Annotated in this window: 23 protein-coding genes and 1 tRNA gene; 16 read left to right on the forward strand and 8 right to left on the reverse strand. The window is 51.5% G+C overall.

Going from position 1 to position 22,174, the window contains the following annotated elements:
- Positions 1–237 precede the first annotated feature (237 nt).
- Positions 238–1,041 carry a 2,5-didehydrogluconate reductase DkgB gene (gene dkgB, locus OGY10_RS06700; protein WP_191226403.1) on the forward strand — a complete coding sequence of 268 codons (804 nt, stop codon included), beginning with the start codon at positions 238–240 and terminating at the stop codon, positions 1,039–1,041.
- Positions 1,042–1,062: 21 nt separating this feature from the next.
- Here the strand turns inward: dkgB and yafC are convergent, their stop codons facing one another.
- On the reverse strand, positions 1,063–1,977 hold the full coding sequence (yafC, locus tag OGY10_RS06705) for a DNA-binding transcriptional regulator YafC (RefSeq protein ID WP_008783768.1): 915 nt from the start codon (positions 1,975–1,977) through the stop codon (positions 1,063–1,065).
- Between the two features lie 103 nt (positions 1,978–2,080).
- On the opposite strand from yafC, the gene OGY10_RS06710 reads away from it, so the two are divergent.
- From OGY10_RS06710 to OGY10_RS06720, 3 genes are all read left to right on the forward strand, one after another.
- Complete coding sequence (locus OGY10_RS06710) at positions 2,081–3,256, forward strand: MFS transporter (RefSeq protein WP_003830796.1); 1,176 nt, start codon at positions 2,081–2,083, stop codon at positions 3,254–3,256.
- A gap of 131 nt (positions 3,257–3,387) precedes the next feature.
- Positions 3,388–4,188 (forward strand): endonuclease/exonuclease/phosphatase family protein, encoded by an 801-nt coding sequence (locus OGY10_RS06715; protein WP_008783770.1) that lies wholly within the window; start codon positions 3,388–3,390, stop codon positions 4,186–4,188.
- Positions 4,189–4,264: 76 nt separating this feature from the next.
- Positions 4,265–5,035: a class I SAM-dependent methyltransferase gene (locus OGY10_RS06720; RefSeq protein WP_060682714.1), complete on the forward strand. Its 771-nt coding sequence runs from the start codon at positions 4,265–4,267 to the stop codon at positions 5,033–5,035.
- A 49-nt stretch (positions 5,036–5,084) separates the two neighbouring features.
- Here OGY10_RS06720 and mltD read toward each other — a convergent pair whose 3' ends face one another.
- Positions 5,085–6,443: a murein transglycosylase D gene (gene mltD / locus OGY10_RS06725; protein ID WP_111466085.1), complete on the reverse strand. Its 1,359-nt coding sequence runs from the start codon at positions 6,441–6,443 to the stop codon at positions 5,085–5,087.
- A gap of 71 nt (positions 6,444–6,514) precedes the next feature.
- A complete protein-coding gene (gene gloB / locus OGY10_RS06730; protein WP_111466084.1) occupies positions 6,515–7,270 on the reverse strand; it encodes a hydroxyacylglutathione hydrolase in 756 nt (251 codons plus the stop codon).
- A 33-nt stretch (positions 7,271–7,303) separates the two neighbouring features.
- Between gloB and OGY10_RS06735 the strand changes: the two genes are divergently transcribed.
- On the forward strand, positions 7,304–8,026 hold the full coding sequence (locus OGY10_RS06735; protein WP_079935334.1) for a class I SAM-dependent methyltransferase: 723 nt from the start codon (positions 7,304–7,306) through the stop codon (positions 8,024–8,026).
- Here OGY10_RS06735 and rnhA read toward each other — a convergent pair.
- Complete coding sequence (gene rnhA, locus OGY10_RS06740; protein ID WP_003838896.1) at positions 8,023–8,490, reverse strand: ribonuclease HI; 468 nt, start codon at positions 8,488–8,490, stop codon at positions 8,023–8,025. The two genes, OGY10_RS06735 and rnhA, sit on opposite strands and share 4 nt — an antisense overlap.
- 64 nt (positions 8,491–8,554) lie before the next feature.
- Here rnhA and dnaQ point away from each other — a divergent pair, with 64 nt between their 5' ends.
- Both dnaQ and OGY10_RS06750 read left to right on the forward strand, forming a co-directional pair.
- Positions 8,555–9,283: a DNA polymerase III subunit epsilon gene (gene dnaQ / locus OGY10_RS06745; RefSeq protein ID WP_095533177.1), complete on the forward strand. Its 729-nt coding sequence runs from the start codon at positions 8,555–8,557 to the stop codon at positions 9,281–9,283.
- 133 nt (positions 9,284–9,416) lie between these two features.
- A tRNA-Asp gene (locus tag OGY10_RS06750) sits at positions 9,417–9,493 on the forward strand.
- Positions 9,494–9,648: 155 nt separating this feature from the next.
- Here OGY10_RS06750 and OGY10_RS06755 read toward each other — a convergent pair.
- A complete protein-coding gene (locus OGY10_RS06755; protein ID WP_003830806.1) occupies positions 9,649–10,167 on the reverse strand; it encodes a FidL-like protein in 519 nt (172 codons plus the stop codon).
- 1 nt (position 10,168) lies between these two features.
- Entirely contained in the window at positions 10,169–10,852 is a 684-nt protein-coding gene (locus OGY10_RS06760) for a winged helix-turn-helix domain-containing protein (RefSeq protein ID WP_008783775.1), read from the reverse strand.
- A gap of 750 nt (positions 10,853–11,602) precedes the next feature.
- Between OGY10_RS06760 and OGY10_RS06765 the strand changes: the two genes are divergently transcribed.
- The 9 genes from OGY10_RS06765 (at position 11,603) to OGY10_RS06805 (ending at position 20,709) form a co-directional block, all read left to right on the forward strand.
- On the forward strand, positions 11,603–12,151 hold the full coding sequence (locus tag OGY10_RS06765; RefSeq protein WP_003830808.1) for a fimbrial protein: 549 nt from the start codon (positions 11,603–11,605) through the stop codon (positions 12,149–12,151).
- A 69-nt stretch (positions 12,152–12,220) separates the two neighbouring features.
- A complete protein-coding gene (locus OGY10_RS06770) occupies positions 12,221–12,769 on the forward strand; it encodes a fimbrial protein (RefSeq protein ID WP_020996612.1) in 549 nt (182 codons plus the stop codon).
- Between the two features lie 41 nt (positions 12,770–12,810).
- Positions 12,811–15,282 (forward strand): fimbria/pilus outer membrane usher protein, encoded by a 2,472-nt coding sequence (locus OGY10_RS06775; RefSeq protein ID WP_191226402.1) that lies wholly within the window; start codon positions 12,811–12,813, stop codon positions 15,280–15,282.
- A gap of 14 nt (positions 15,283–15,296) precedes the next feature.
- Positions 15,297–16,085: a fimbrial biogenesis chaperone gene (locus OGY10_RS06780; RefSeq protein WP_191226401.1), complete on the forward strand. Its 789-nt coding sequence runs from the start codon at positions 15,297–15,299 to the stop codon at positions 16,083–16,085.
- A 12-nt stretch (positions 16,086–16,097) separates the two neighbouring features.
- The gene (locus OGY10_RS06785) at positions 16,098–16,703 is read left to right on the forward strand and encodes a fimbrial protein (RefSeq protein ID WP_032942421.1); all 606 of its coding nucleotides are present in this window, start codon (positions 16,098–16,100) and stop codon (positions 16,701–16,703) included.
- Positions 16,700–17,764, forward strand: a complete 1,065-nt coding sequence (locus OGY10_RS06790; RefSeq protein WP_191226400.1) for a fimbrial protein — start codon at positions 16,700–16,702, stop codon at positions 17,762–17,764. The genes OGY10_RS06785 and OGY10_RS06790 overlap by 4 nt, the downstream gene beginning before the upstream one ends.
- A gap of 9 nt (positions 17,765–17,773) precedes the next feature.
- Positions 17,774–18,316 carry a fimbrial protein gene (locus OGY10_RS06795; protein ID WP_191226399.1) on the forward strand — a complete coding sequence of 181 codons (543 nt, stop codon included), beginning with the start codon at positions 17,774–17,776 and terminating at the stop codon, positions 18,314–18,316.
- Between the two features lies 1 nt (position 18,317).
- A complete protein-coding gene (locus tag OGY10_RS06800; RefSeq protein WP_286576514.1) occupies positions 18,318–19,988 on the forward strand; it encodes an O-antigen ligase family protein in 1,671 nt (556 codons plus the stop codon).
- A gap of 1 nt (position 19,989) precedes the next feature.
- The gene (locus tag OGY10_RS06805; RefSeq protein WP_048236084.1) at positions 19,990–20,709 is read left to right on the forward strand and encodes an EAL domain-containing protein; all 720 of its coding nucleotides are present in this window, start codon (positions 19,990–19,992) and stop codon (positions 20,707–20,709) included.
- Positions 20,710–20,724: 15 nt separating this feature from the next.
- Here the strand turns inward: OGY10_RS06805 and OGY10_RS06810 are convergent, their stop codons facing one another.
- Both OGY10_RS06810 and OGY10_RS06815 read right to left on the reverse strand, forming a co-directional pair.
- Positions 20,725–21,135 carry a Spy/CpxP family protein refolding chaperone gene (locus tag OGY10_RS06810; RefSeq protein WP_003830819.1) on the reverse strand — a complete coding sequence of 137 codons (411 nt, stop codon included), beginning with the start codon at positions 21,133–21,135 and terminating at the stop codon, positions 20,725–20,727.
- A gap of 179 nt (positions 21,136–21,314) precedes the next feature.
- Positions 21,315–22,082 (reverse strand): amidohydrolase, encoded by a 768-nt coding sequence (locus tag OGY10_RS06815; protein WP_267449261.1) that lies wholly within the window; start codon positions 22,080–22,082, stop codon positions 21,315–21,317.
- Positions 22,083–22,174 lie beyond the last annotated feature (92 nt).

Raw genomic sequence — 22,174 nt, forward strand, 5'->3', positions numbered from 1 at the left:
CGGTAGTTCAGTTGGTTAGAATACCTGCCTGTCACGCAGGGGGTCGCGGGTTCGAGTCCCGTCCGTTCCGCCACTTATTAAGAGCCCTGAGCTAACGCTCAGGGCTTTTTCTTTCTCTGCAATTTAATTATTGCTGAATCCGCAAAAATCCTCTGCATTTTTCACTCTTTTTCTATAAAGAGCTTGAGCTCATAATCCTCTCAGTTAACGAACATAGTGATTAAAAAGAGGAATTCTATGACTATCCCTGCATTCGGTTTAGGTACTTTCCGCCTGAAAGACGATGTGGTTATCGCTTCTGTTAAAACGGCGCTTGAGCTAGGCTACCGTGCTGTCGACACTGCGCAAATCTATGATAATGAAGCGGCTGTTGGTCAGGCGATTGCCGAAAGCGGCGTGCCGCGTAACGAGCTGTATATCACCACCAAGATTTGGATTGAAAATCTCAGCAAAGAAAAACTGATCCCAAGTCTGAAAGAAAGCCTGAAGAAGCTGCGTACAGATTATGTCGATCTGACGCTGATCCACTGGCCATCTCCAGGTGATGCGGTATCTGTTGAGGAATTCATGCAGGCGCTGCTCGAAGCAAAACAGCAGGGGCTGACTCGCGAAATTGGTATCTCAAACTTCACCATTCCGCTGATGGGAAAAGCCATTGCCGCAGTAGGTGCAGAGAACATTGCGACCAATCAGATTGAGCTGTCTCCGTATCTGCAGAGCCGTAAGGTGGTTGACTGGGCGAAAGCACACGGTATCCACATCACCTCTTACATGACGCTGGCTTACGGTAAAGCGCTGAAAGATGAAGTGATTGCGCACATTGCCGCTAAACATAACGCGACCCCGGCGCAGGTTATTCTGGCATGGGCAATGGGGGAAGGTTACTCCGTAATTCCTTCTTCTACCAAACGTGAAAACCTGGCAAGCAACCTGCTGGCGCTGGAACTGCATCTGGATGCCGAAGATAAAAAAGCGATCGCGGCACTGGACTGCAACGATCGTCTGGTCAGCCCGGAAGGCCTGGCCCCTGATTGGGATTAATTGCCTGACCCTCTGTACCCATTAACCCTCTTTCACAGCTCCTTCGGGAGCTGTTCTTATATATTCACTTAAAAAGTCGATAAATGCCCGGATGCGCGTACTGACGGCACGATCGCTGTAATAAACTGCGCTAAAAGGCATCTCTACCGGCAGACGTTTATCTGCCAATAACTCCACCAGTTCACCCCGCGCTATCTCTTTATCTATCATATAATCTGAAAGACATGCGATGCCGTTGCCATTCAGGCAAAGCTGTTTTAGCGTTTCTCCACTGTTGGAAGAAATTCCGCACTCGACCTCATGCAGCTGTCCGTCGCTACAGGCAATCGGCCAGGTATTGAGTGAAACTGGTTCGGAAAACCCCAGACACAGATGCTGGTTTAACTCCTCGACGCTCTCTGGCTTGCCAAAACGGGCAATGTAGTCCGGTGAGGCAATAATCTTACGATAGCTGGTAAATAGCGGACGCGCACGTAGACTCGAGTCAGTCAGTGTACCCGCTCGTATAGCAACATCCACTTTTCGTTCAATAAGATTGATGAATGTTTCTGAGGAGACGAGAGACAACGTCATCTCGGGATACCGTTCCCGGAACGGCTTGATTAGTGGCATCAGGAAATGCAACATCACCGGTGTTGCTGCGTCGATGCGCAGCAGGCCGCGCGGAGTATTCCGCGACTCCATGATTTCCGTTTCTGCTGCAGCCATCTCTTGCAGTATCTGCTGCACCCGCCTGAAGTAGCGCTCTCCTTCTTCGGTCAGGCTTAGCTGTCGGGTCGTGCGATTAAGCAAACTGACGCCCAGTTTCATCTCCAGCTTTTTTACTGCCCGGCTGACCGCGGAATTGGCTTGTCCAAGCTGTTCTGCCGCCCGGCTAAAGCTGCCGCTTTCCACTACCGCCACAAAAATTGCGAGTTCTTCGGAGGTTGCTTTCATTTTTGCACCTGACGCAAAATTATATTGAGATTTTGAATATTTTGTCATTAAAACATCCAGGCATACTGCGTGTCATCTGATTACTGATGTTACGGAGTTATTTATGCCTCTCGCTTTATTTGCACTAACAATAAGTGCCTTCGCTATAGGCACTACCGAGTTTGTGATTGTTGGTCTGGTGCCGACCATCGCTCAACAGCTGGCGATCTCGTTACCTTCCGCCGGGATGCTGGTTTCAATCTATGCGCTGGGTGTGGCAATTGGCGCACCGGTACTGACGGCTCTGACCGGACGCCTGCCACGTAAACAGTTACTGGTTGCGCTGATGGTTCTGTTTACGGCGGGGAATTTGCTGGCATGGCAGGCACCCGGGTATATGACACTCATTGTTGCTCGTCTGCTGACTGGGCTGGCACATGGCGTATTCTTCTCGATTGGTTCTACCATCGCGACAAGTCTGGTGCCAAAAGAGAAAGCGGCTTCCGCCATTGCCATTATGTTTGGTGGCTTAACGGTAGCGCTAGTCACCGGCGTGCCGCTGGGAACATTTATCGGTCAGCACTTTGGCTGGCGTGAGACTTTCCTCGCGGTATCAATGTTAGGCGTGATTGCACTGATCAGTAGCCAGTTACTGATCCCTGCCAACATTCCCGGTCGTGCTGCCGCCAGCATTCGCGACCAGGTGAAGGTGCTGACTCATCCCCGTCTGTTGCTGATTTACGCCGTTACGGCACTGGGCTACGGCGGTGTATTCACGGCATTCACCTTCCTTGCACCGATGATGCAGGATCTGGCGGGATTCTCCCCGGCAGCAGTAAGCTGGATCTTACTGGGTTACGGTGTTTCAGTGGCTATCGGTAATATCTGGGGTGGTAAGCTTGCAGATAAGCATGGTGCGGTTCCTGCGCTGAAATTCATTTTCGCCGCGCTGTTTGTTCTGCTGATGGTCTTCCAACTGACGGCCTCCACGCAGTACGCCGCGCTGGCTACCATTCTGGTGATGGGGATCTTTGCCTTTGGTAACGTACCGGGATTGCAGGTCTACGTGGTACAGAAAGCTGAGCAATTTACGCCAAATGCTGTAGATGTGGCGTCAGGGTTAAACATTGCGGCGTTTAACATTGGGATTGCGCTGGGGTCAGTGATTGGCGGGCAAACGGTCGAGCATTATGGTTTAGCACAGACGCCGTGGATTGGCGCCCTCATTGTTCTGGTAGCTTTTCTGCTGATGGGTGTCAGCGGTCGTCTTGATAAACCCGTGCGTGTTGCTCTGGGGTAAATCATTGATGTAAGCGCCCACTTACAAAACAAACTGCAATTGTTCGTTGAAAGTGAGTGCTAAAATCCCTATAACAGAAGAACCAGTCCGGCTGCGGACTGGTTGACGTTACAGAGGTTTGAAAGTCTAAAGTGCGAAAAAACACCTATGCCATGCGTTATGTTGCCGGACAACCCGCCGAGCGGATTTTACCGCCGGGGTCGTTTGCGCATATTGGCCAGGCATTACCCGCAGGCGTTCCGTTAAGCAGTGAAGACCGCATTCGCGTGCTGGTATGGAATATTTTTAAACAGCAGCGCGCAGAATGGCAGTCGGTGCTGAAGAATTTTGGCAAAGATGCGCATCTGGTATTATTACAGGAAGCGCAAACCACGCCAGAACTGGTGCAGTTTGCGACCGCTAACTACCTTGCTGCCGATCAGGTTCCTGCCTTTGTGCTGCCTCAGCATCCCTCTGGTGTCATGACGCTCTCTGCTGCTCATCCTGTTTACTGTTGTCCATTGCGCGAGCGTGAGCCTATTTTACGGCTGGCGAAATCGGCTCTGGTAACGGTGTATCCGCTGCCTGACTCTCGATTATTAATGGTGGTGAATATCCACGCGGTTAACTTTAGCCTCGGCGTCGATGTTTATAGTAAGCAGTTACTTCCCATTGGCGATCAGATCGCTCATCACAGCGGTCCGGTTATTATGGCCGGCGATTTCAATGCCTGGAGCCGTCGACGGATGAATGCGCTGTACCGCTTTGCGCGTGAAATGTCGCTGCGCCAGGTACGTTTTACTGACGATCAGCGCCGACGCGCGTTTGGTCGCCCTCTCGATTTTGTGTTCTATCGTGGTCTGAACGTGAGTGAAGCCTCTGTGCTGGTCACCCGTGCATCCGATCACAACCCGCTACTCGTTGAATTCAGTCCCGGCAAACCTGAACAATAACGGTGTGTCAGGTCTGCCGTAGGGCAGGCCTGTGATGGTTGCCCTTCCTATTTCACAACAACCGAAGGACAACACAATGACAACACGCTCTCACCATGACAACGTCGAAAAACAGTTTGGCTCTCAGGCTAATGCCTATTTAACCAGTGCGGTGCACGCCTCTGGCCGTGACTTGCTGCGTCTGGGGGAAAGGTTGTCGGCATTTCCGCAGGCCCGTGTGTTGGATATGGGATGTGGAGCGGGGCATGCCAGCTTTGTAGCCGCGCAACACGTAAAGCAGGTTGTGGCTTATGATTTATCGTCGCAGATGCTTGAGGTGGTCGCTGAGGCGGCAAATGACAGAGGCCTGGAGAATGTCGCCACACGCCAGGGTTATGCCGAAAGTCTGCCATTTGAAGATAGCGAATTTGACGTGGTGATTAGCCGCTATTCTGCGCATCACTGGCATGATGTCGGACGCGCGCTGCGGGAAGTGAACCGCATTCTGAAGCCCGGTGGTGTATTAATTGTGATGGATGTGATGTCGCCAGGCCACCCAGTACGTGATATCTGGTTGCAAACCGTGGAGGCGTTACGTGATACCTCGCACGTTCGTAACTATTCCAGTGGAGAGTGGCTGTCGTTAATCAACGATGCCAATTTGATTGCCGATACTTTGTTAACCGATCGCCTGCCACTGGAGTTCAGTTCGTGGGTCGCGAGGATGCGCACGCCCGCGGCGTTGAGCGACGCGATTCGTGCATACCAACAAAGTGCTTCTGCAGATGTGAAAGCCTACTTTGCGTTACAGGAAGATGGCTCGTTTACCAGCGACACGATAATGGTTGAGGCACATAAAGCGGGATAAATAAAAAAGGCACTGGGGGGAATCCAGTGCCTTCATTTCTACAATGCTATCAGGAGTCCGGCATTCCGTTGTTTTTCACAAACAACGTGAGCTGATCGCCTGGCTGTAGATTGTCCGTATCGCTGTTCCAGCGCATGACATCTTTGATGTTAACCCCGTGACGTTTGGCAATGCTCGACAGCGAGTCGCCTTTACGCACACGATAGGTGATGCTATCGCTGTTGTTCGCCAGACGCTGTGCGCTGGTACCCGCACCCACCGTCAGGTTTTGACCCACTTTCAGGGATGACCCGCGCAGGTTATTCCACTGCTTAAGGTCATTGGTGCTCACGCCAAGGCGTGACGCGACGCCAGAAAGCGTATCGCCAGAGCGAACTTTGTAGCTACGACTGTTCAGCGGCGTGTTATCCGCGACCAGCGTTGACTGCACGGCTGCAATTTCGCCTGAAGCCAGAGACTCACGCAGCTTCTCTGCATGCTTCTTTGGCACCATCACATATTGCGGGCCGCTGGCACCCAACGTGGAGCCTTTCACGCCTGCATTGAAGGTCTTCAGCTTGCTGACGGAAATACCCGCCATATCAGCAACCTGAGCCATCTCAACCGGGCTACTCAGGCGAACACGTGCCAACGCGCGACTTTCGTCTGTTGTTGGCAGACGTACGCCATAGCGTTTGCTGTTTTTGAGTATATCGCTCAATGCTAGCATTTTGGGCACGTATAGCTTCGTTTCCTGAGGCAATGGCAACGACCAGAAGTCAGTGGGTTTACCACGTGCTTTGTTCGTTTTGATTGCCTTCATGACACGACCTTCACCGCTATTATAAGCAGCAACGGTCAGCAGCCAGTCGCCATCAAACATCTTGTTCAGACGCTGCATCATGTCCAGCGCGGCGGTGGTGGAAGCCACAACGTCGCGACGTGCATCATAATTGCGGGTCTGTTTTAAACCATAATTGCGCCCCGTGCTCGGAATGATCTGCCAAATACCTGCGGCATTGGCGCCAGACGTTGCGTGAGGATCAAAAGCGCTCTCCACTATGGGTAGTAGTACCAGTTCCATAGGCATGTTACGTTTCTTAACCTGCCCGGCTATCCAGTACATATACGGCTCTGCCCGTAAAGTTACATCGTGGAGATAGCTCTTATTGCGTAAATACTTCTGTTTCTGTTCGCGAATCCGGCTGTTTTCCGGAATTCCCATCTTTAGCTCGTCACCAATGAAAGCCCACAAATCTTGATCAGCAGCGATAGATGTTCCGTCGTCCATCCATCGCGCCTGACTTGTAAACTTTCCTGCTTCCCCTTGACCAGCTGCAGAAAGGCTCTGTGCGTGTTGTTGGACGTTACCAGTATTCTGGCACCCAACAAGCAGGACAGAGGCGAGTAATATCGCTTTTGCCTTCATGTGTGTGTCAATAGTTGCTTAAAAGACGACCGATCATAACGGCGAAGTTTTCAAAAGGCAACCCGGAATTGTCAGAACGTATCTTTCTTTGACCTTAACCAGGCAAAACGCTCTTCAGGTTGTTGCAATATTGTTTCTTTGTTGATTTCATTAATTAAATCAATATCTTCCGTTCTCAAAAAAAGATTATTTCGCCGCTCATTTTTCAGAGTTACGGGTAGTGTCATTTGTTTTTTTACGCGTAACTCATTAACTTTACGATAATATTCATTTATGAACGAATCGTGCGGGAGAATGCTTAAGGCAAACTTCATGTTTGCTAATGTGTACTCATGTGCGCAACAAATTAATGTATCGTCAGGAAGTTCGTTTATTTTTTTAAGTGATTGATACATTTGGGTTGCTGTACCTTCGAAAAGTCGACCGCAACCGCCAGAAAAGAGCGTGTCACCACAAAATAAGTAAGGATGGCTAAAGTAACAGATATGTCCTAAAGTGTGACCCGGAGTAGCAATTACCCTAAATTCATGCCCCAAAACGAGTGCAATATCGCCATCTTCGACTACGTGTGTCGTTCCCTTATCTTGCGTTTCAGCCGGTCCGTATACCACTATTTGTGGGAAATGTTGCAGGAGTTCTTTCACTCCACCCACGTGATCCTGATGATGGTGGGTTAGCAGAATGGCTTCCGGCACCCAGTTATGCTCTGCAATGGCTTTCAAAACAGGAGCCGCTTCACCCGGGTCCACAATCAGACAATGCTGGTCATTATTTGACAGGACCCAGATGTAATTGTCCTGAAATGCAGGAATACTGTTAAGATTCATATATTACCTCTCAATGCGTAACGGAAGGTTGTGATGAAACCGGCAAGGATCCCTCAAACTGTCGTAGCGCCCGTTAGCTGGGATGATTTGCCCTGGGGCGAACACTATCGTGAGGCGCTGGAGTATCAGCTTAACCCGTGGTTTGCAAAAATGTACGGTTTTCATCTGCTTAAGGTTGGTAATTTAAGCGCAGAAATCGATTCTGAAGCGTGCGCGGTTTCTCATCAGGTAAATGTTTCTTTGCAGGGATCTCCCATGCAGGTGACGGCCGATCCTTTGCATCTTCCCTTTGCCGATAAGTCCGTGGATGTCTGTTTATTGGCCCATACGTTACCGTGGTGCTCTGATCCGCATCGCCTACTGCGTGAAGCCGATCGCGTGTTGATTGATGACGGCTGGTTGATTCTGAGCGGCTTTAACCCGGTAAGCTTGATGGGATTGCGTAAACTGGTGCCCGTATTGCGCAAGACATCGCCCTATAACAGTCGGATGTTTACCCTCATGCGTCAACTGGACTGGCTATCATTACTGAATTTTGAAGTGCTGCACTATAGTCGTTTTCATGTTCTGCCCTGGAACAAGAAGGGCGGGAAAATGTTAAGCGCCCATATCCCCGCGCTGGGCTGTTTACAGCTGGTGGTTGCGCGCAAGCGAACCATTCCGCTTACGCTCAACCCGATGAAACAAAATAAAAGCAAAACGCCTATCCGTCATGCCGTTGGCGCGACCCGGCAATACCGTAAACCGGACGCTTAAGCCTCAGTCTGATACCCAATATCATCCTGAGTCGGGCTCATGGCCGCGGTGCGCGCAAGCTCATCGCAGCGTTCGTTTTCCGGATGGCCCGCATGGCCTTTAACCCATTCCCATTTGATTTGATGCGGCCCCAGCGCGGCATCGAGACGTTTCCACAGATCGACGTTCTTCACCGGTTTTTTATCTGCTGTTTTCCAGCCGCGCTTCTTCCAGTTGTGGATCCACTGCGTAATGCCCTGGCGCACATACTGGCTGTCCGTGCTGAGTATCACTTCACACTGTTCTTTCAGGGCTTCCAGCGCAACGATTGCCGCCATCAGCTCCATGCGATTATTAGTGGTGAGGTTGTAGCCCTCGCTAAAGGTTTTTTCGCGCCCGCGATAGCGTAAAATCGCCCCATAACCACCAGGCCCTGGATTTCCCAGGCAAGAACCATCGGTGAAAATTTCTACCTGTTTAAGCATCTCTGGTAGACTTCCTGTTTTAGCAAATCGAAATCAAACGATAAGTCTGACATAAATGACCGTTATGAGCACTGGAATTACACGACAGATCGTCCTCGATACCGAAACCACCGGTATGAACCAGATTGGCGCCCACTATGAAGGCCACAAGATCATTGAGATCGGTGCGGTTGAAGTGGTGAACCGCCGCCTGACCGGCAATAACTTCCACGTTTACCTGAAGCCGGACCGGCTGGTGGACCCGGAAGCGTTCGGCGTACACGGAATCGCAGACGAATTCCTGCTCGATAAACCTACGTTTGCCGATGTAGCCGACGAGTTTCTCGACTACATTCGCGGCGCGGAGCTGGTCATTCATAACGCATCGTTCGATATCGGCTTTATGGATTACGAATTCGCGAAGCTCAAGCGTGATATTCCGAAGACGAATGAATTTTGCAAAATAACCGATAGCCTGGCGCTGGCGAGGAAAATGTTTCCTGGCAAGCGAAACAGCCTTGATGCGTTATGCTCGCGCTATGAGATAGACAACAGTAAACGAACCCTGCACGGCGCATTGCTCGATGCCCAGATTCTGGCCGACGTTTATCTGATGATGACCGGCGGGCAGACCACGATGGCGTTCTCAATGGAAGGCGACAGCCAGCAGCAGAATGACACGGGGATCCAGCGTATTGTGCGACAGTCCAGTAAACTACGCGTTGTTTTCGCCACTGATGAAGAGTTAGCGGCCCATGAGTCACGCCTTGACCTGGTGCAGAAGAAAGGCGGAAGTTGCCTCTGGCGGGCATAGTTTGTACGTTTACCGTATGAAAATGGCCATTCGGGTGATTTTTGCAGCAAACGATTAAAAACGTGAGAAAAAGCGTTGACGAGGCGCGAGGCAATCCGTAATATTCGCTTCGTTCCCAAGCGGAACACAACGCGGAGTGGTAGTTCAGTTGGTTAGAATACCTGCCTGTCACGCAGGGGGTCGCGGGTTCGAGTCCCGTCCATTCCGCCACTATTCAGAAAGCCTGAATCAGAAATGATTCAGGCTTTCGTCGTTTTAGCCTGCAAAAATAATATTCTCATTACCACGCTTTATCGACCGCGCCCGAGCTTTCGGGTGGGCAACACATCAGGTCATCCTTAACCCGACGGATATCCAGAAGGCGATTAACTCGCGAAGTGATTCATCACGCAGGCGAAGCGGGGTGAAAAGTTATCGCCAATAAGAACCGTTTCCTCATTCAGGTGCTTTAGCATATACAGCTTGTCGGCACGTTCGTAAGCGTCGAAGAAGAGATAGTCGACAGCGTCCGTTGCATCATCATCGGGGGATTTTTCCCGACCATCGGGAGTGAGCATAAAAACGCCTGCGGTATGGCCGAGTGGACGGGCATAGCGAAAAAACAGTTTTCGGTTAACAGCGAACTCGCCGTCGTCACTTTTGAGTTTCCCCTGGACTGACAATGAAAGGTGTCCGGAGTTGTAGCTGGTTATCAGCATTATTCCGTGGAGTTCCTTTTTTGTATTCTGGATGTCGAGTATCGACGTGAATTCCGAGGAGCAGGAAAAACTGATTTCTTGTTTTTTCGCATTCCCGGCGATAATAAAAAAAGCGATAGCCGCTAGCCCAAAAATGGCAATCACGACTGACCATAGTAAAGGAGAGTGATCGCTTTCCTGCTTCATATCATTCCTCATGATGGCGATACTGGCTGATGCAATGGTAATAACCGAGGTTTAGCCCGCATTCAGCGGCAAACGACCACTCAACCAGATTATGGTTGCTCGCCCAGGTATTGAGATACAGATCTTTTGGGTACGAACAGTTGGGGTTAATACCCACGGACTTGAAAATATCCAGCGCTTTTTTTTCGGTTATGGTGTCGGTGAGGGCGTTTCCTAATATATGCACACGGCATTGCTCGTAGTCGATAGTCCGCAGGATCGCCGCGTCCGTCATCGCGATTTCATTGGGTATCCATGTTAACCACGCTGTCGCCAGCACGGCGATGCCGGTAATTAACGTTGTTATCGTGACAGGCCACAGGTTTCGTTTCTTTTTCCTGGGCGTCAATGCAACATTGACTATTCTGGTGGGCGCTTGCGATTCCTCCAGTTGCTGAATATTGATACTGGCGTCGCTCATCCGAAATCCTATTCGCGGAATGGTGACGATCAGTTCTGCAGGATGGCCCGTAGACGTTATTGCTTTGCGCAGAAATGAAATGTGCTGATTGAGATTAGCATCCGTCGCTCTGGCGCCATTATGCTGGAAAACATTCCGCAGAATTTCATCGCGCGAGGATATCTCTTTACCATTTTGCAACAGATAGAGCAGTAATTGTGTTGCCACATTATTCAATGTGGCCATTTCACCAGATGCCAGGTCTTTTAGGGTATTTTTATGTGGTCTGAAAACTAAGCCTTCACCAATAATTACGGATTTAATTTTGTTTATTGGTATATGAGAAATCACTGATGTCTCCTTTAAAGCAGGATATCTCGCATTCGAGTGGGGGAAGCAATAGCATAACATAATTCATTTATAAAAAATGATTGCACCATAGATCGCTTTATTAATATTTATATAACAATCTCTTAATATATCTAATAGAATCCTCCAATCTCCTTCCTCTCTTTCACTATCTTATTGTCATTACTCGCTTTTGATGCCCAATTTCATTTTTACAAAACATTCATAAATACATTTTGCCTGTTCTTCTGGCTAAATAAAAAAATAGTTGATAGATAAAAACTCTATAAAAATTATAAATAATAGACATTAACACTGGTATTGGCGTGTTTTTTGGCTATTTTTTAGGTAAACGATCGCTCTACAGACAGTGTTACAACACGATTCCCTGAGTTTGATTAATACCGGATTTTTGCATTGTGTCATTTTTTCGTCGACTTAATATAAGCCCCGAAACAGCGTAAACAACTGTGGGCGGTATTTCGGATGGAATACCAATGAAGTTCAAAATACAGGGTGGCTTGAGATGGATTGTTTGCAAGGAAATGCGCTTCCGCCACCAGCAGATCAGGGTTTCCCTTGCATAAATTGTCTGTGGAAATAGATCGTCGGAATAACCAAAAAACAGATATAAGGTTAAGTAGTAATATGAAAATGAAAAACGTGGCTGTGGCTTGTGCGCTGATGGCGGGAATGACTTTTACTGCATCTTCTGCTTTCGCTGCAAAAAATGTTGAACCGACTAACGGTAAAATTCACTTCACTGGTTCTCTGGTTAATTCCGCATGCGGTCTGGCCCCAGAATCCAGCCCGGTGCAGGTTAATTTTGGTGAGATCCCAACTTCTCAGTTAAAAGACAACCAACGTGCTGGTGTTAAGCATGCCAAGATCGTTCTGCAGGGCTGTGATACAACTGTTGCGAAAACCGCCACAGTAACCTACACCCCGGCAACGATTGATACCGACAACAATGCGCTGGCTGCATTTACCTCGGGTACAGCAAAGGGCGCGGGCATTGGTATGATTGACAGTGGTAACCAGGACGTGAAATGGGGCGAAGCCGCATCTCAGGTCAACATTACCGATGGCGAAACCGACATTGATTTCGTTGCTTACCTGCAGGCCAACAACGCATCCGCAGCCGTAACCCCGGGTGACTTCGAATCTACCGTTAATTTCCAGATCGATTATCAGTAACGATCTGCTGCGGGCGCAATTATGCGCCTGCTTAACCCTTCCTGCGAATAACTGAAAGGAAATGCGGTGATGCCTGGATGGCGTATTTTACTGCTTTTTATCTTCATATCGCCTGCATGGGTTTTGGCTGACACCCATCGTCTTGTCAGTACGCCCGGCAAAATGCGCATGCGGGGAAATATTATTGAGGCTGCCTGTTATGTCGATCCACGCGACCGGTCGCTGCTGGTTGAATTTGATGACCTCTCAGCCAGAGATATTTCCGGAAAACCTGAAAAAGTATCTGCGCATGATTTCAGCATTCATTTGCTGGGATGTTCATTAGGGGATTCTCAACACCCCGGGAATCTGTTCCAACGCGCCAATATTACCTTTTCCGGCGCACCGGATAGTGACAATCCTGATTATCTGAGCGTGCAATCGGAAACTGAAAATTTAGCGATAGAAATATATGACGGCAAAGGCAAGCAAATTCATTTGGGTGAGCCATCACCGGATTATGCGCTTAACCCAGGGAAAAACACGCTCAATTTTACGGCTTATTTGATCTCCCGCGACGGAAGAATGACGTCTGGTGAATTTACTGCAGTCACGCATTTTGTTGTGAATTATCTCTGAGCTGCACAGCAATTCGGGTATCTGAAGGTTTGCGAACGAAAATGATCACGCTGAAAACAGATAAAAAACGTCTGGCGCTTTTAATTGCTCTGGTCTGTGCCTCTTCATGGGCTGAAGCGGATGAGTCTATTGAATTTAATACTGACGTCCTGGATGCCAGTGACAGACAAAATGTCGATTTACAGCGTTTTTCCGAAGGCAACTTTGTGACTCCCGGAGAATATCTGCTGGATGTTCGTATTAACAGCCAGGAGATCCCTCAGCAGTCGATCCGTTATATCGTTGATCCTGCCAACTCGCATAAATCCATGGCGTGCCTGACGCCGCAACAGCTCGAATTACTGGCGCTCAAAGAAGAGGCGCTGACCTATATTCATCCGATTAGCGCGACCTGCTATGACATTTCCCGCCTGCCGGGTGTGGTGCTGAATAATAGCGCAGGCGTACTGGACATTACCGTGCCTCAGGCATGGATGAAATATACCGATCCAGACTGGACGCCGCCGGAGCGCTGGGATAACGGCGTCGCGGGACTGATTTTCGACTACAGCGTTTCGGGCCAGGCCACACATTACGAACAAGGTGGCGATCATTACCGCTCACTGTCTGGTTATGGACAGACGGGCTTTAACCTCGGCGCGTGGCGCTTTCGTGGTCAGTATCAGGCCAATTATGCTTCGGATGAAAATCGTGGGCGTATCGACTGGGATCAGATCTATGCCTATCGCCCGTTACCTATGCAGGCTGCAAAACTGACGGTCGGTGAAATATATCTGAATTCCCAGGTGTTTGATTCAGTGCGATTTACGGGGGCTAACCTTGCCAGCGACGAGCGCATGCTACCACCGAATTTGCAGGGCTACGCGCCCGAAGTGCACGGCATCGCCCGCAGTAATGCGAAGGTCACCGTCAGTCAGCAGGGGCGTGTTATCTATCAAACCACTGTTCCAGCAGGGCCATTTAATATTCAGGATCTACACGGTTCGGTACGCGGCACGCTGGATGTTCGCGTCGAAGAGCAGGATGGCAGCGTACAAACCTTTCAGGTCAATACGGCAGATATCCCTTACCTGACGCGCCCGGGCTATGTTCGTTACAACGCCGCTGTCGGTAAGCCATCGCGTTATAACCACGACGTCCAGGGACCTGCATTTTATAGCGGTGATTTTTCATGGGGGGTCAGCAATGCGTGGTCACTGTACGGTGGCGCGTTGCTCACTGGCGATCGCTATAACGCCTGGTCGATGGGGATTGGGCGGGATTTGAGCTGGCTGGGCGCGCTGTCGGCTGATGCGACGCAATCCGTGAGCCGAGTGAAGCATCAGGCTGAACAAAAAGGGATGTCCTTTAAGCTCAGCTATGCCAAAACCTTTGATGAATACAACAGCGCCATCACCTTTGCCGGTTACCGTTTTTCACAGCGTAACTTCCGCACCTTCTCGCAGTTCCTCGACGAGCAGTATGAAAATAACAATAGCGCCGGCAACGAAAAAGAGATGTACACCATCACCGGTAACAAGACCTTTTTTGCTGACGACCCGCAATTAGCGACCACGCTGTACCTGACCTATACCCACCAGAATTACTGGGATCGTGGCTCTCAGGATCGTTACGGGATGTCGATGGGGCACAGCTTTTCGTTCGCAGGCATTCAGGGGATCAGCGCTAACCTTGCCGCTTACCGCTCTGAGTATCAGGGCAAACGGGACGACAGCCTTTCGCTGTCCATTTCGGTGCCATGGAGCGATGGCCGCTCAATGGATTATGAAGTGCAAAACAGCGGCAGCCAGACCAGTCAGATGGTTTCGTATTCCGATAACCGCGACCGTAACAATCCATGGCGACTGCGCGCAGGGGTTTCCGGTGAAGGGCACACCGCGTTTGATGGCTACTACAAGCATCGCAGCATGATGGCGGAACTGGAATCTAACGTCAGCTGGCAGCAATCACGCTATTTCTCCGTTGGCGGCACGATGCGCGGCGGCTTTACCGCAACGCGTCATGGCGTGGCGCTACACAACAGCCAGGCGTCGATGAATACCGCCAGGGTGATGGTTGATACCGACGGTGTGGCGAATGTACCGCTGAACGGCGAACAGGCGCACTCAAACCGCTTCGGTATTGCCGTCGTACCGGACGTCGTCAGCTATCACAGCTTTGATACCCGTATCGATGTGGACGCAATGGACGAGGACATTTCCGCGACCAAAGCCATCGTCACCAACACCCTGACGGAAGGCGCGATTGGTTATCAGCGCTTCGCCGTGGCGCAGGGGCAAAAAATGATGGCGCTGCTGCGCCTGGAAGATGGTTCGGTACCGCCGTTTGGTGCCGAAGTGTTTAACGCCAACGGTGTCAGCGTAGCCATGGTGATGGAAAACGGCATGGCCTGGATTGCGGGTGTGAATCCAGCCGAGCGTCTTTCTGTTGCCTGGGGCGGTCGCGCGCAGTGTCACTTACAGGTGCCGCAACAAATCAACCCGGAAGGTAACGTGCTGTTGCCTTGTGAATAATATCAATAACCTGAATGAATTTTGTCATGAAAAATCAAGCATTTTACTCCGTGCAGCGTTGGCTCAAACCCGTGGTCTGCGGTCTGCTTTTTATTACAGAGATCAACGCCTCATGGGCGGGCATTGCACTTGACCGTACCCGCCTGATCATCACCGGTGATGCGCGATCGGTCAGCGCGAACTTAACCAACACCAGTCCGAGCATTCCGTTTCTGGCTCAGTCGTGGGTGGAAGACGCCAATGGAACAAAAATTACCTCGCCGTTGATGGTTTTACCGCCGCTGCAACGGATTAACGGCGGGCAAAAGGGCATTGCGCGTGTGACAAAAACCAGCGGTATTAACGCTCTGCCGCAGGATCGCGAAAGTCTGTTCTACCTGAACGTGCGTGAAATTCCGCCCAAGCCGGATAAGCCGAACGTGCTGCAACTGGCGATGCAGTCGCGCATCAAACTGTTCTACCGTCCGACCGCCATCGTGCCGGAAACACCGGGCGCCGTGTGGCAAAACCAACTGGTCTTTCATAAGCAGGGGCTGCGCTGGAGTGTGGATAACCCAACGCCGTACTTCGTTACCTTAATCGGCTTAAGCCGCAAGCCTGAAGCGCAGGGCGGCGACAGGCTGACTGACTTCCCTGGGATTATGGTTTCACCAAAGTCCTCTCTCGATTTCAGCGTGACCGACGGCAGCGTTAGCCAGTTCAGCATGATGTATGTGAACGATTTTGGCGGTCATCCCGAATTGAAATTCAGCTGCACAGGCAATGTGTGTAAAGCATTGCCGATGGAGCAACAGCCCCGGTAACAGGATTCGTAAATGAAAAAGATGCTTTGCGCTCTGCTGATGGCGGGCATGGCCTGCTCGGTTCAGGCCACAAGCGGTCGCCAGGATATGAGCAATGTGTCCGGCGAGTATGGCAACGTCCGCTTTCATGGTCGGGTGTTCGTTTCGCCATGCGTGCTGGATATGGCCTCCCGCGATCAGACTATCGATCTTGGTGATATTTCCGCCGGCCGATTTCGCCAGGGCGGCGATCGCAGCGATCCGGTATTGGTCACGCTGTATCTGAATGGCTGTTTAAAGGGCTCCGGTCATACCTTAAGGGATTTCCCCGGGCAGACCAGTGAGATGCCTGAGCTTGCGCACAGCACGGTGGAGCGTGGTGTTTCGATGACGCTAATGGCTGAAGGCGCACCGGAAAACAGCGATTTGGGGCGCATTCGTGGTGATGTTCGCGGCGCGGGCATCCGGCTACTGACTGAACGTAATCAGTTAATCCACCTGAACCAACCGCAACGCATGTGGATCCTCAAACCGGGCGATAACGCCATTCATTTTCTTGCCGCGCTGGAATCTTTTGGGCGAGAGGTGACCGCCGGAGAATTTAACGGTCTGGTCAGACTCAAGCTGGAGTATCTATGAGCGTATTACGTAAAACGCTGTTGTGGGTGGTGCTGGCAGGCTGTCCGTTGGCCGGGCAGGCATTTACACAGGGAGAAGGTGAGCCGGAAGGTGGGTCGCCGCATCAGTACGATATTGAACTGAACTCGCTGGATGTCAGCAAAAACCACGTGGGTGGCAGAACGGAGCCGTTCCCATGGAATCTGGGTGGCTGGTATGTGGTGAATTTCTATTGCGAACAGGCTGACATCTCCCGAGCACCAATTTACTACACCACCACAACCACGATGCCGCCTTCAAATCAGGGGGCGAACCGTTTTCGGCTAAACGAGTATCTGGATGTGGAAGTTCAGGTGTGGGTTGCCGGGGGCTATAAAAAATATGTGCAGGCGCCTTTTACCAACGTTTCAAACCGCAACAGCAACAACAGCTGTAAAAAGCGTAAGGGCTACACGCGAGCGACTAACGTTGAAAGTGGTTCAAAAGGGAAAGTGACGTTTATTGTCACTAAACCCATTATCAATGGCATCAATATCACTTCCCAGTCGCTGGTGGAGGTGGCCGGGCGTATGGGAAGCGCGGGACCTACGCCAACCACGGCGATTTCTCGCGTGGTGATTAAATCCGGGCTAATTACCGTCCCGGACAAATGCACCTTCAACCGGGGAGACAAAATCAGCATTGAGTTTGGCGATCTGCCTGGATCCGCTGCCCGGCTCAACGGCACTAACTACAGCAAGTCAGTCCCTATACATGTGGTCTGTGAAGGCGGGAGTTTCGATCAGGGCGCGCTGAACATTAATCTTGGTATACAAACGACCACGGCGTCAGGCACGGCGGGGTTTAACGGTAATCTCCTTGGCACGCTGAGCGGCGGACAAAAGCGCGACGATCTCGGCATTATGCTTAAAGACGAGAGTGGTGGCACCGTCGTGCCCAATCAATTCTACAACGTGAAGGGATTTTACCAGAATCAGGGCGACTGGAATCTCACCGCCGCGCCGGTGGCAAAGCCGGGCGTGGGAAGCGTGAAAGAAGGTGAATTTGAAGCCTCTGCCACCGTTGTCGCGCAGTTTCAGTAGGGGGATGTCATGAGATTCTCGGCGTTATTCGCGACCAGTATGTTACTGCTAGGTGGCATGGCGCAGGCCGACACCAAACTGGTCGGCGGCGATATGTATTTTCACGGCACCATCAGAGCCCTGGCCTGCAGCCTTGCACCGGGAGGCGACAAAATCGAGGTCGATTTCAAGCAAATCGCGACACAGGATCTCTATCTCTTGGGGCGCAGTAAGCCGGAAAAATTCAGCATCCAGTTACGCGACTGCAACCCGGAGGTTTTCCGTGGGATCTCGGTTACCTTCAGCGGTCGTGAGGATGCGGAGCTGACCGATCATCTGGCGCTGGATAGCAGTGAACAAGGCGGTGCGTCAGGGATCGGGATTGGGATGAGCGAAGAGGACGGCACGGCAATCCGCCTTGATGAGAGCACGTCAGTCAAAGAGATAACAGAAGGTTCGATGACGCTGAATTTCTTGGCGTGGGTCGCTGCGGAACCATCGGCGATAAAAAATCAGTCTCTCGAGTACGGTCCGTTCAGCGCCAGCGGGACCTGGACGTTGAACTACCAGTAGCATGATGAACGTACTGAATCGCATTGCGCCGCTGCCTGCGCAGAAATTATTGCTCGGTATTAGTCTGTTTTTCTGGTGTGGAGTCATGCATCTCTACTGGCCGAACAACGGCGGCAGCGGTCTGTCGTTGCCGCTTAATATTACGAGCTGGATCTACGCTGTTGTACTGTCTGCAAGCGTATTGATGCTGGTGCCTCGTCAACGCTGGCGCATCACTGTGCCCGCTGCGGGTTTTACAGTCGGGGCGTTCATCCTGACGTTGCTTTGCCTGCTAACGCCTGATGTCTGGCAGGCCGAGGCACTGCTGGTGGCGGGGGCGTTACTGGGCGGTGTGAGCGTCTATCTGGTCACATTACAAATTCCGCTCACGGCAAACACCCTAACGGCACTGCTGGCTCTGCTATGGGGAGCGTGCGTCATTGAATGTCTGGCGTTTGTCTATCAGTACTGGCATTTGCCGGGCGTTGAATACTGGGAGTTTGCCTGGCGGCGCGGTACGCGACCCTACGGGATATTTCAGCAGGTCAACCTGATGGCCAGCTTCACGGCATGCGGTGTGCTGCTGTCAGCGCCGCTCTTTTTACGTCTGCACCGCGGGTATCGAATTGCCATTGGGATAGGCCTGATAATGATGGGATTTGTGCTGCATGAATCTCAGTCGCAAACCGGCTACCTGTCTCTGGTCGTCGGTGAAGTGCTGCTGCTGCTGCTGGTTTTCCCGGCGCAGCGCCGTACGCTGCTGCTACTTCTCCTGCCGTTAGCGTTAGGTATGGCGACAGGCGCAGCCGCTCGCCATTTTTTGTCCGTGGTCACGGTCGATCATCTGACGACTTCTCAAGTGCGCTGGACGGTGTTGAAAACGTCGCTGGCATTATTTGCCGAACGCCCGTGGATGGGGTGGGGCGTGGGCAGTTTTGCTGCCGTGTTTCTCGAACGCGCGGGGCCATTGGGGCTGGGCAGCATTTCGCATCCGCACAACGAACTGGTGCTGTGGTTGGTGGAGGGCGGTCTGGTTGGGCTGGCAGGGGCACTCTGTTTTATAGCGGGTGGTTTATGGCTCTGGCTGCACGGTAATTGCTGGCGTCGCGCCTGCCTGGTGGCGGCACTGCCGGTGGTTATTCATATGTTGACGGAATACCCCGTTAGGCAGTCAACGCCACACTGGCTGCTGTTGATCCTGTTGCTTCGATGTGCAGACAGCGCGCGAACGGGAATACGCCTGGCGCTTACGTCGACGTCGCTGATTCGCGCGGCAGGGTTTATCTCGTTACTGACCGTCGCGCCATTGCTGCTTCTCACGCTGCACACGCAACAGCAATTGACGCTGGCGGAGAGGCAGTCAACACAGTGGCATCTTGCCGAACCGCTCCCTGTCGGAGGCTGGCTTCTTACCAGTCGCTATCGGTTTGATGTCCAGATGGGGTATCTGCAACGGTATCAGCGTACCCGGGACGTACGTTGGCTGGAGGCAGTTCGCCGCTGGGCGCCTGATTATGTGCGCGTTCACCCAGACCCTAATGTCTCCTTCACGCAAATCTTACTGGCGTTGCAACAGCGCGACCTGGTCGAGGCGCATCGTCTGGCGACGCACTTTTGCCTGATATACCCAAACGATCGCCGTATCCCGTGGCTGCAGGATGCACGACGTCCTTTTAATAAAATAATGGAATGATATGAACAGTTTCAGCGAACAGGCCCGTTATGTGCCAGAACTTCCCCGCAACGCCGAGCTGCTGCGGATCACCGGGATCCGTTTGCAGCGCATTCATTTTTTTGATGACGCATCGCTGGATGTCTGTGAGGTGTTAAGTCAGGTACGCACACCGCTCCCACTGGATTTGTTTTTCAAGCACCTTTCCATCACGGCAAAACAGCAGCTTTTTCTATGGCAAATGCAGCGGGTGCTGGCCCTCTCTGGAAGCTATTCGCTGAATTTATCCGTCAGGATGCTGACCAGTCTGTCATGGATCACACGTCTCACAAAGCAGGTGCATCAGGGGAGGATTGTTATTGAAATTCAGGATCCGGGCTCCATGATGCGCCTGGATAAGGCAGAGCAGCAGGCCGTATGCATTGCCGTAAAAACGCTGGTGCGTCACGGGTTTCGCGTGTGGCTGGATGATGTTTCGCCTGAGCTATTTTTTGTCTGGCGGCTGTCGGGCATCCGTTTCGATGCCATCAAAATTGAAAGTGGAATGTTTCATCAGTTCAGAACATCGGAGTGGCAGTTGAGGGTTCTGGTCAATCAATTTCGTGGGCTGGGTGAGCGGGTTGTCATTGAGGGAGTAGAAACGCCACAGGATTATGCCATTTGCCGTATGAGCGGCGCAGATGCTGTACAGGGCTTTCTGTTTGAGCAGGAAATTTTACCGAAAAGCCTGAATCATTGCTGACTCAGGCTCTGACAATTACTCGCTCAGCGTCTGTGCGATATCTTTTTGCACCTGCTGGCGCTGTTCTGGGGTCAGCACTTTGTTCAGGTCGAAATAGTATTTTACGCGATAATAACGCGCCTGCTGTTCGATGTTGCTGAACGCAGAAAGCTGTTTCTGAACGGCAGCTTCATCCCATTTCCCGGACTTGATGACGTCAATCAACGCGCCGTCTTTAACATCTTTCACCGAAATCTGGCTTACGTTGGTTTCAAGCTGCTGGTGCAGTTTTTTAATCTGCGCCACCTGGTCGTTGGTCAGCTTAAGATGCTGAACGACCGGGTCCTGAGCTGGAGCAGGAACATTGGATACGTTTGCTGCAAGCGTACTAAAAGAAGCGCCCGCTAAGGTAGCCGCCAGCAAAGTCATGCGTAAGAAGTTCTTCATTATTGAAATCCTGATAAGGAAATTATCGACATTGTCTGCCACTCGCTGGTTACGAGTGATTATCCTTTGCAGAATACGATGCCCGCCGCATGTCGCCACGCGAATTTGTTTTGCGGTTGGTTACGGAGTGAAACAATCCCGCCACAGGAAACGTAGTGCAGCGGGAGTGAAGGCGATAGTTATAGCGTAAACGGGTCGGCGTCCTGCCAGGCGGGAAACTTCTCGCGATACTCTCGCAGCGCTGAGAGTGACAGTTCGGCGTCAATGCGCGTGGCCTGATGCGGCTCGGCGGTGGCAATAATCTCACCCTGCGGATTAATCACCCGGCTGTCACCGCGATAATGATGCCCGTTACCGTCTGTGCCCACGCGGTTACATCCTGCTACATAAGCCTGGTTCTCAATCGCCCGTGCGGCAAGCAGAAGCTGCCAGTGCAGCGAACGCGGCGCAGGCCAATTGGCAACATACAACGCCAGGTCGTAATCGTTGCGATTACGCGACCATACCGGAAAACGCAGGTCATAACAGACCAACGGCAGAATGCGCCAGCCGCGCCATTCAACAATAACGCGCGCGTCACCTGCATGGTAATGCTGATGCTCGTCCGCCATGCGGAACAGATGGCGCTTGTCGTAGAAATGCACATTACCTTCTGGCTCAACCAGAAAAAAGCGGTTTACCGGGCCGCGTTCAGACTGGATAGCAGCGCTGCCCGCGATCAGGGCGTTGGTCTGTTGCGCCTTGACGCGCATCCAGCTTACGACTTCTTCTTGCGGCAACGATTTATTTGCCGCTTCCATGGCAAATCCGCTGGTAAACATCTCGGGCAACACGATGACATCACGTCCGGCGACGGTTTCCAGTTGTCGGTCAAAATGGCGCAGGTTGGCCGGGCCATCCATCCAGATCAAGGGTTGTTGCAGCAGAGTAATTTTCAAACCAGGCACGATCGAGGCTCCTCGTTGAACAACATTTTGACACTGTAGCATGAGCATTAATGAAAATGTGGCAATAAAAAGCCCCGCATTAAGCGGGGCTA

It is taken from the genome of Citrobacter sp. Cpo148, from assembly GCF_030332375.1.
Classification (GTDB): domain Bacteria; phylum Pseudomonadota; class Gammaproteobacteria; order Enterobacterales; family Enterobacteriaceae; genus Citrobacter; species Citrobacter portucalensis.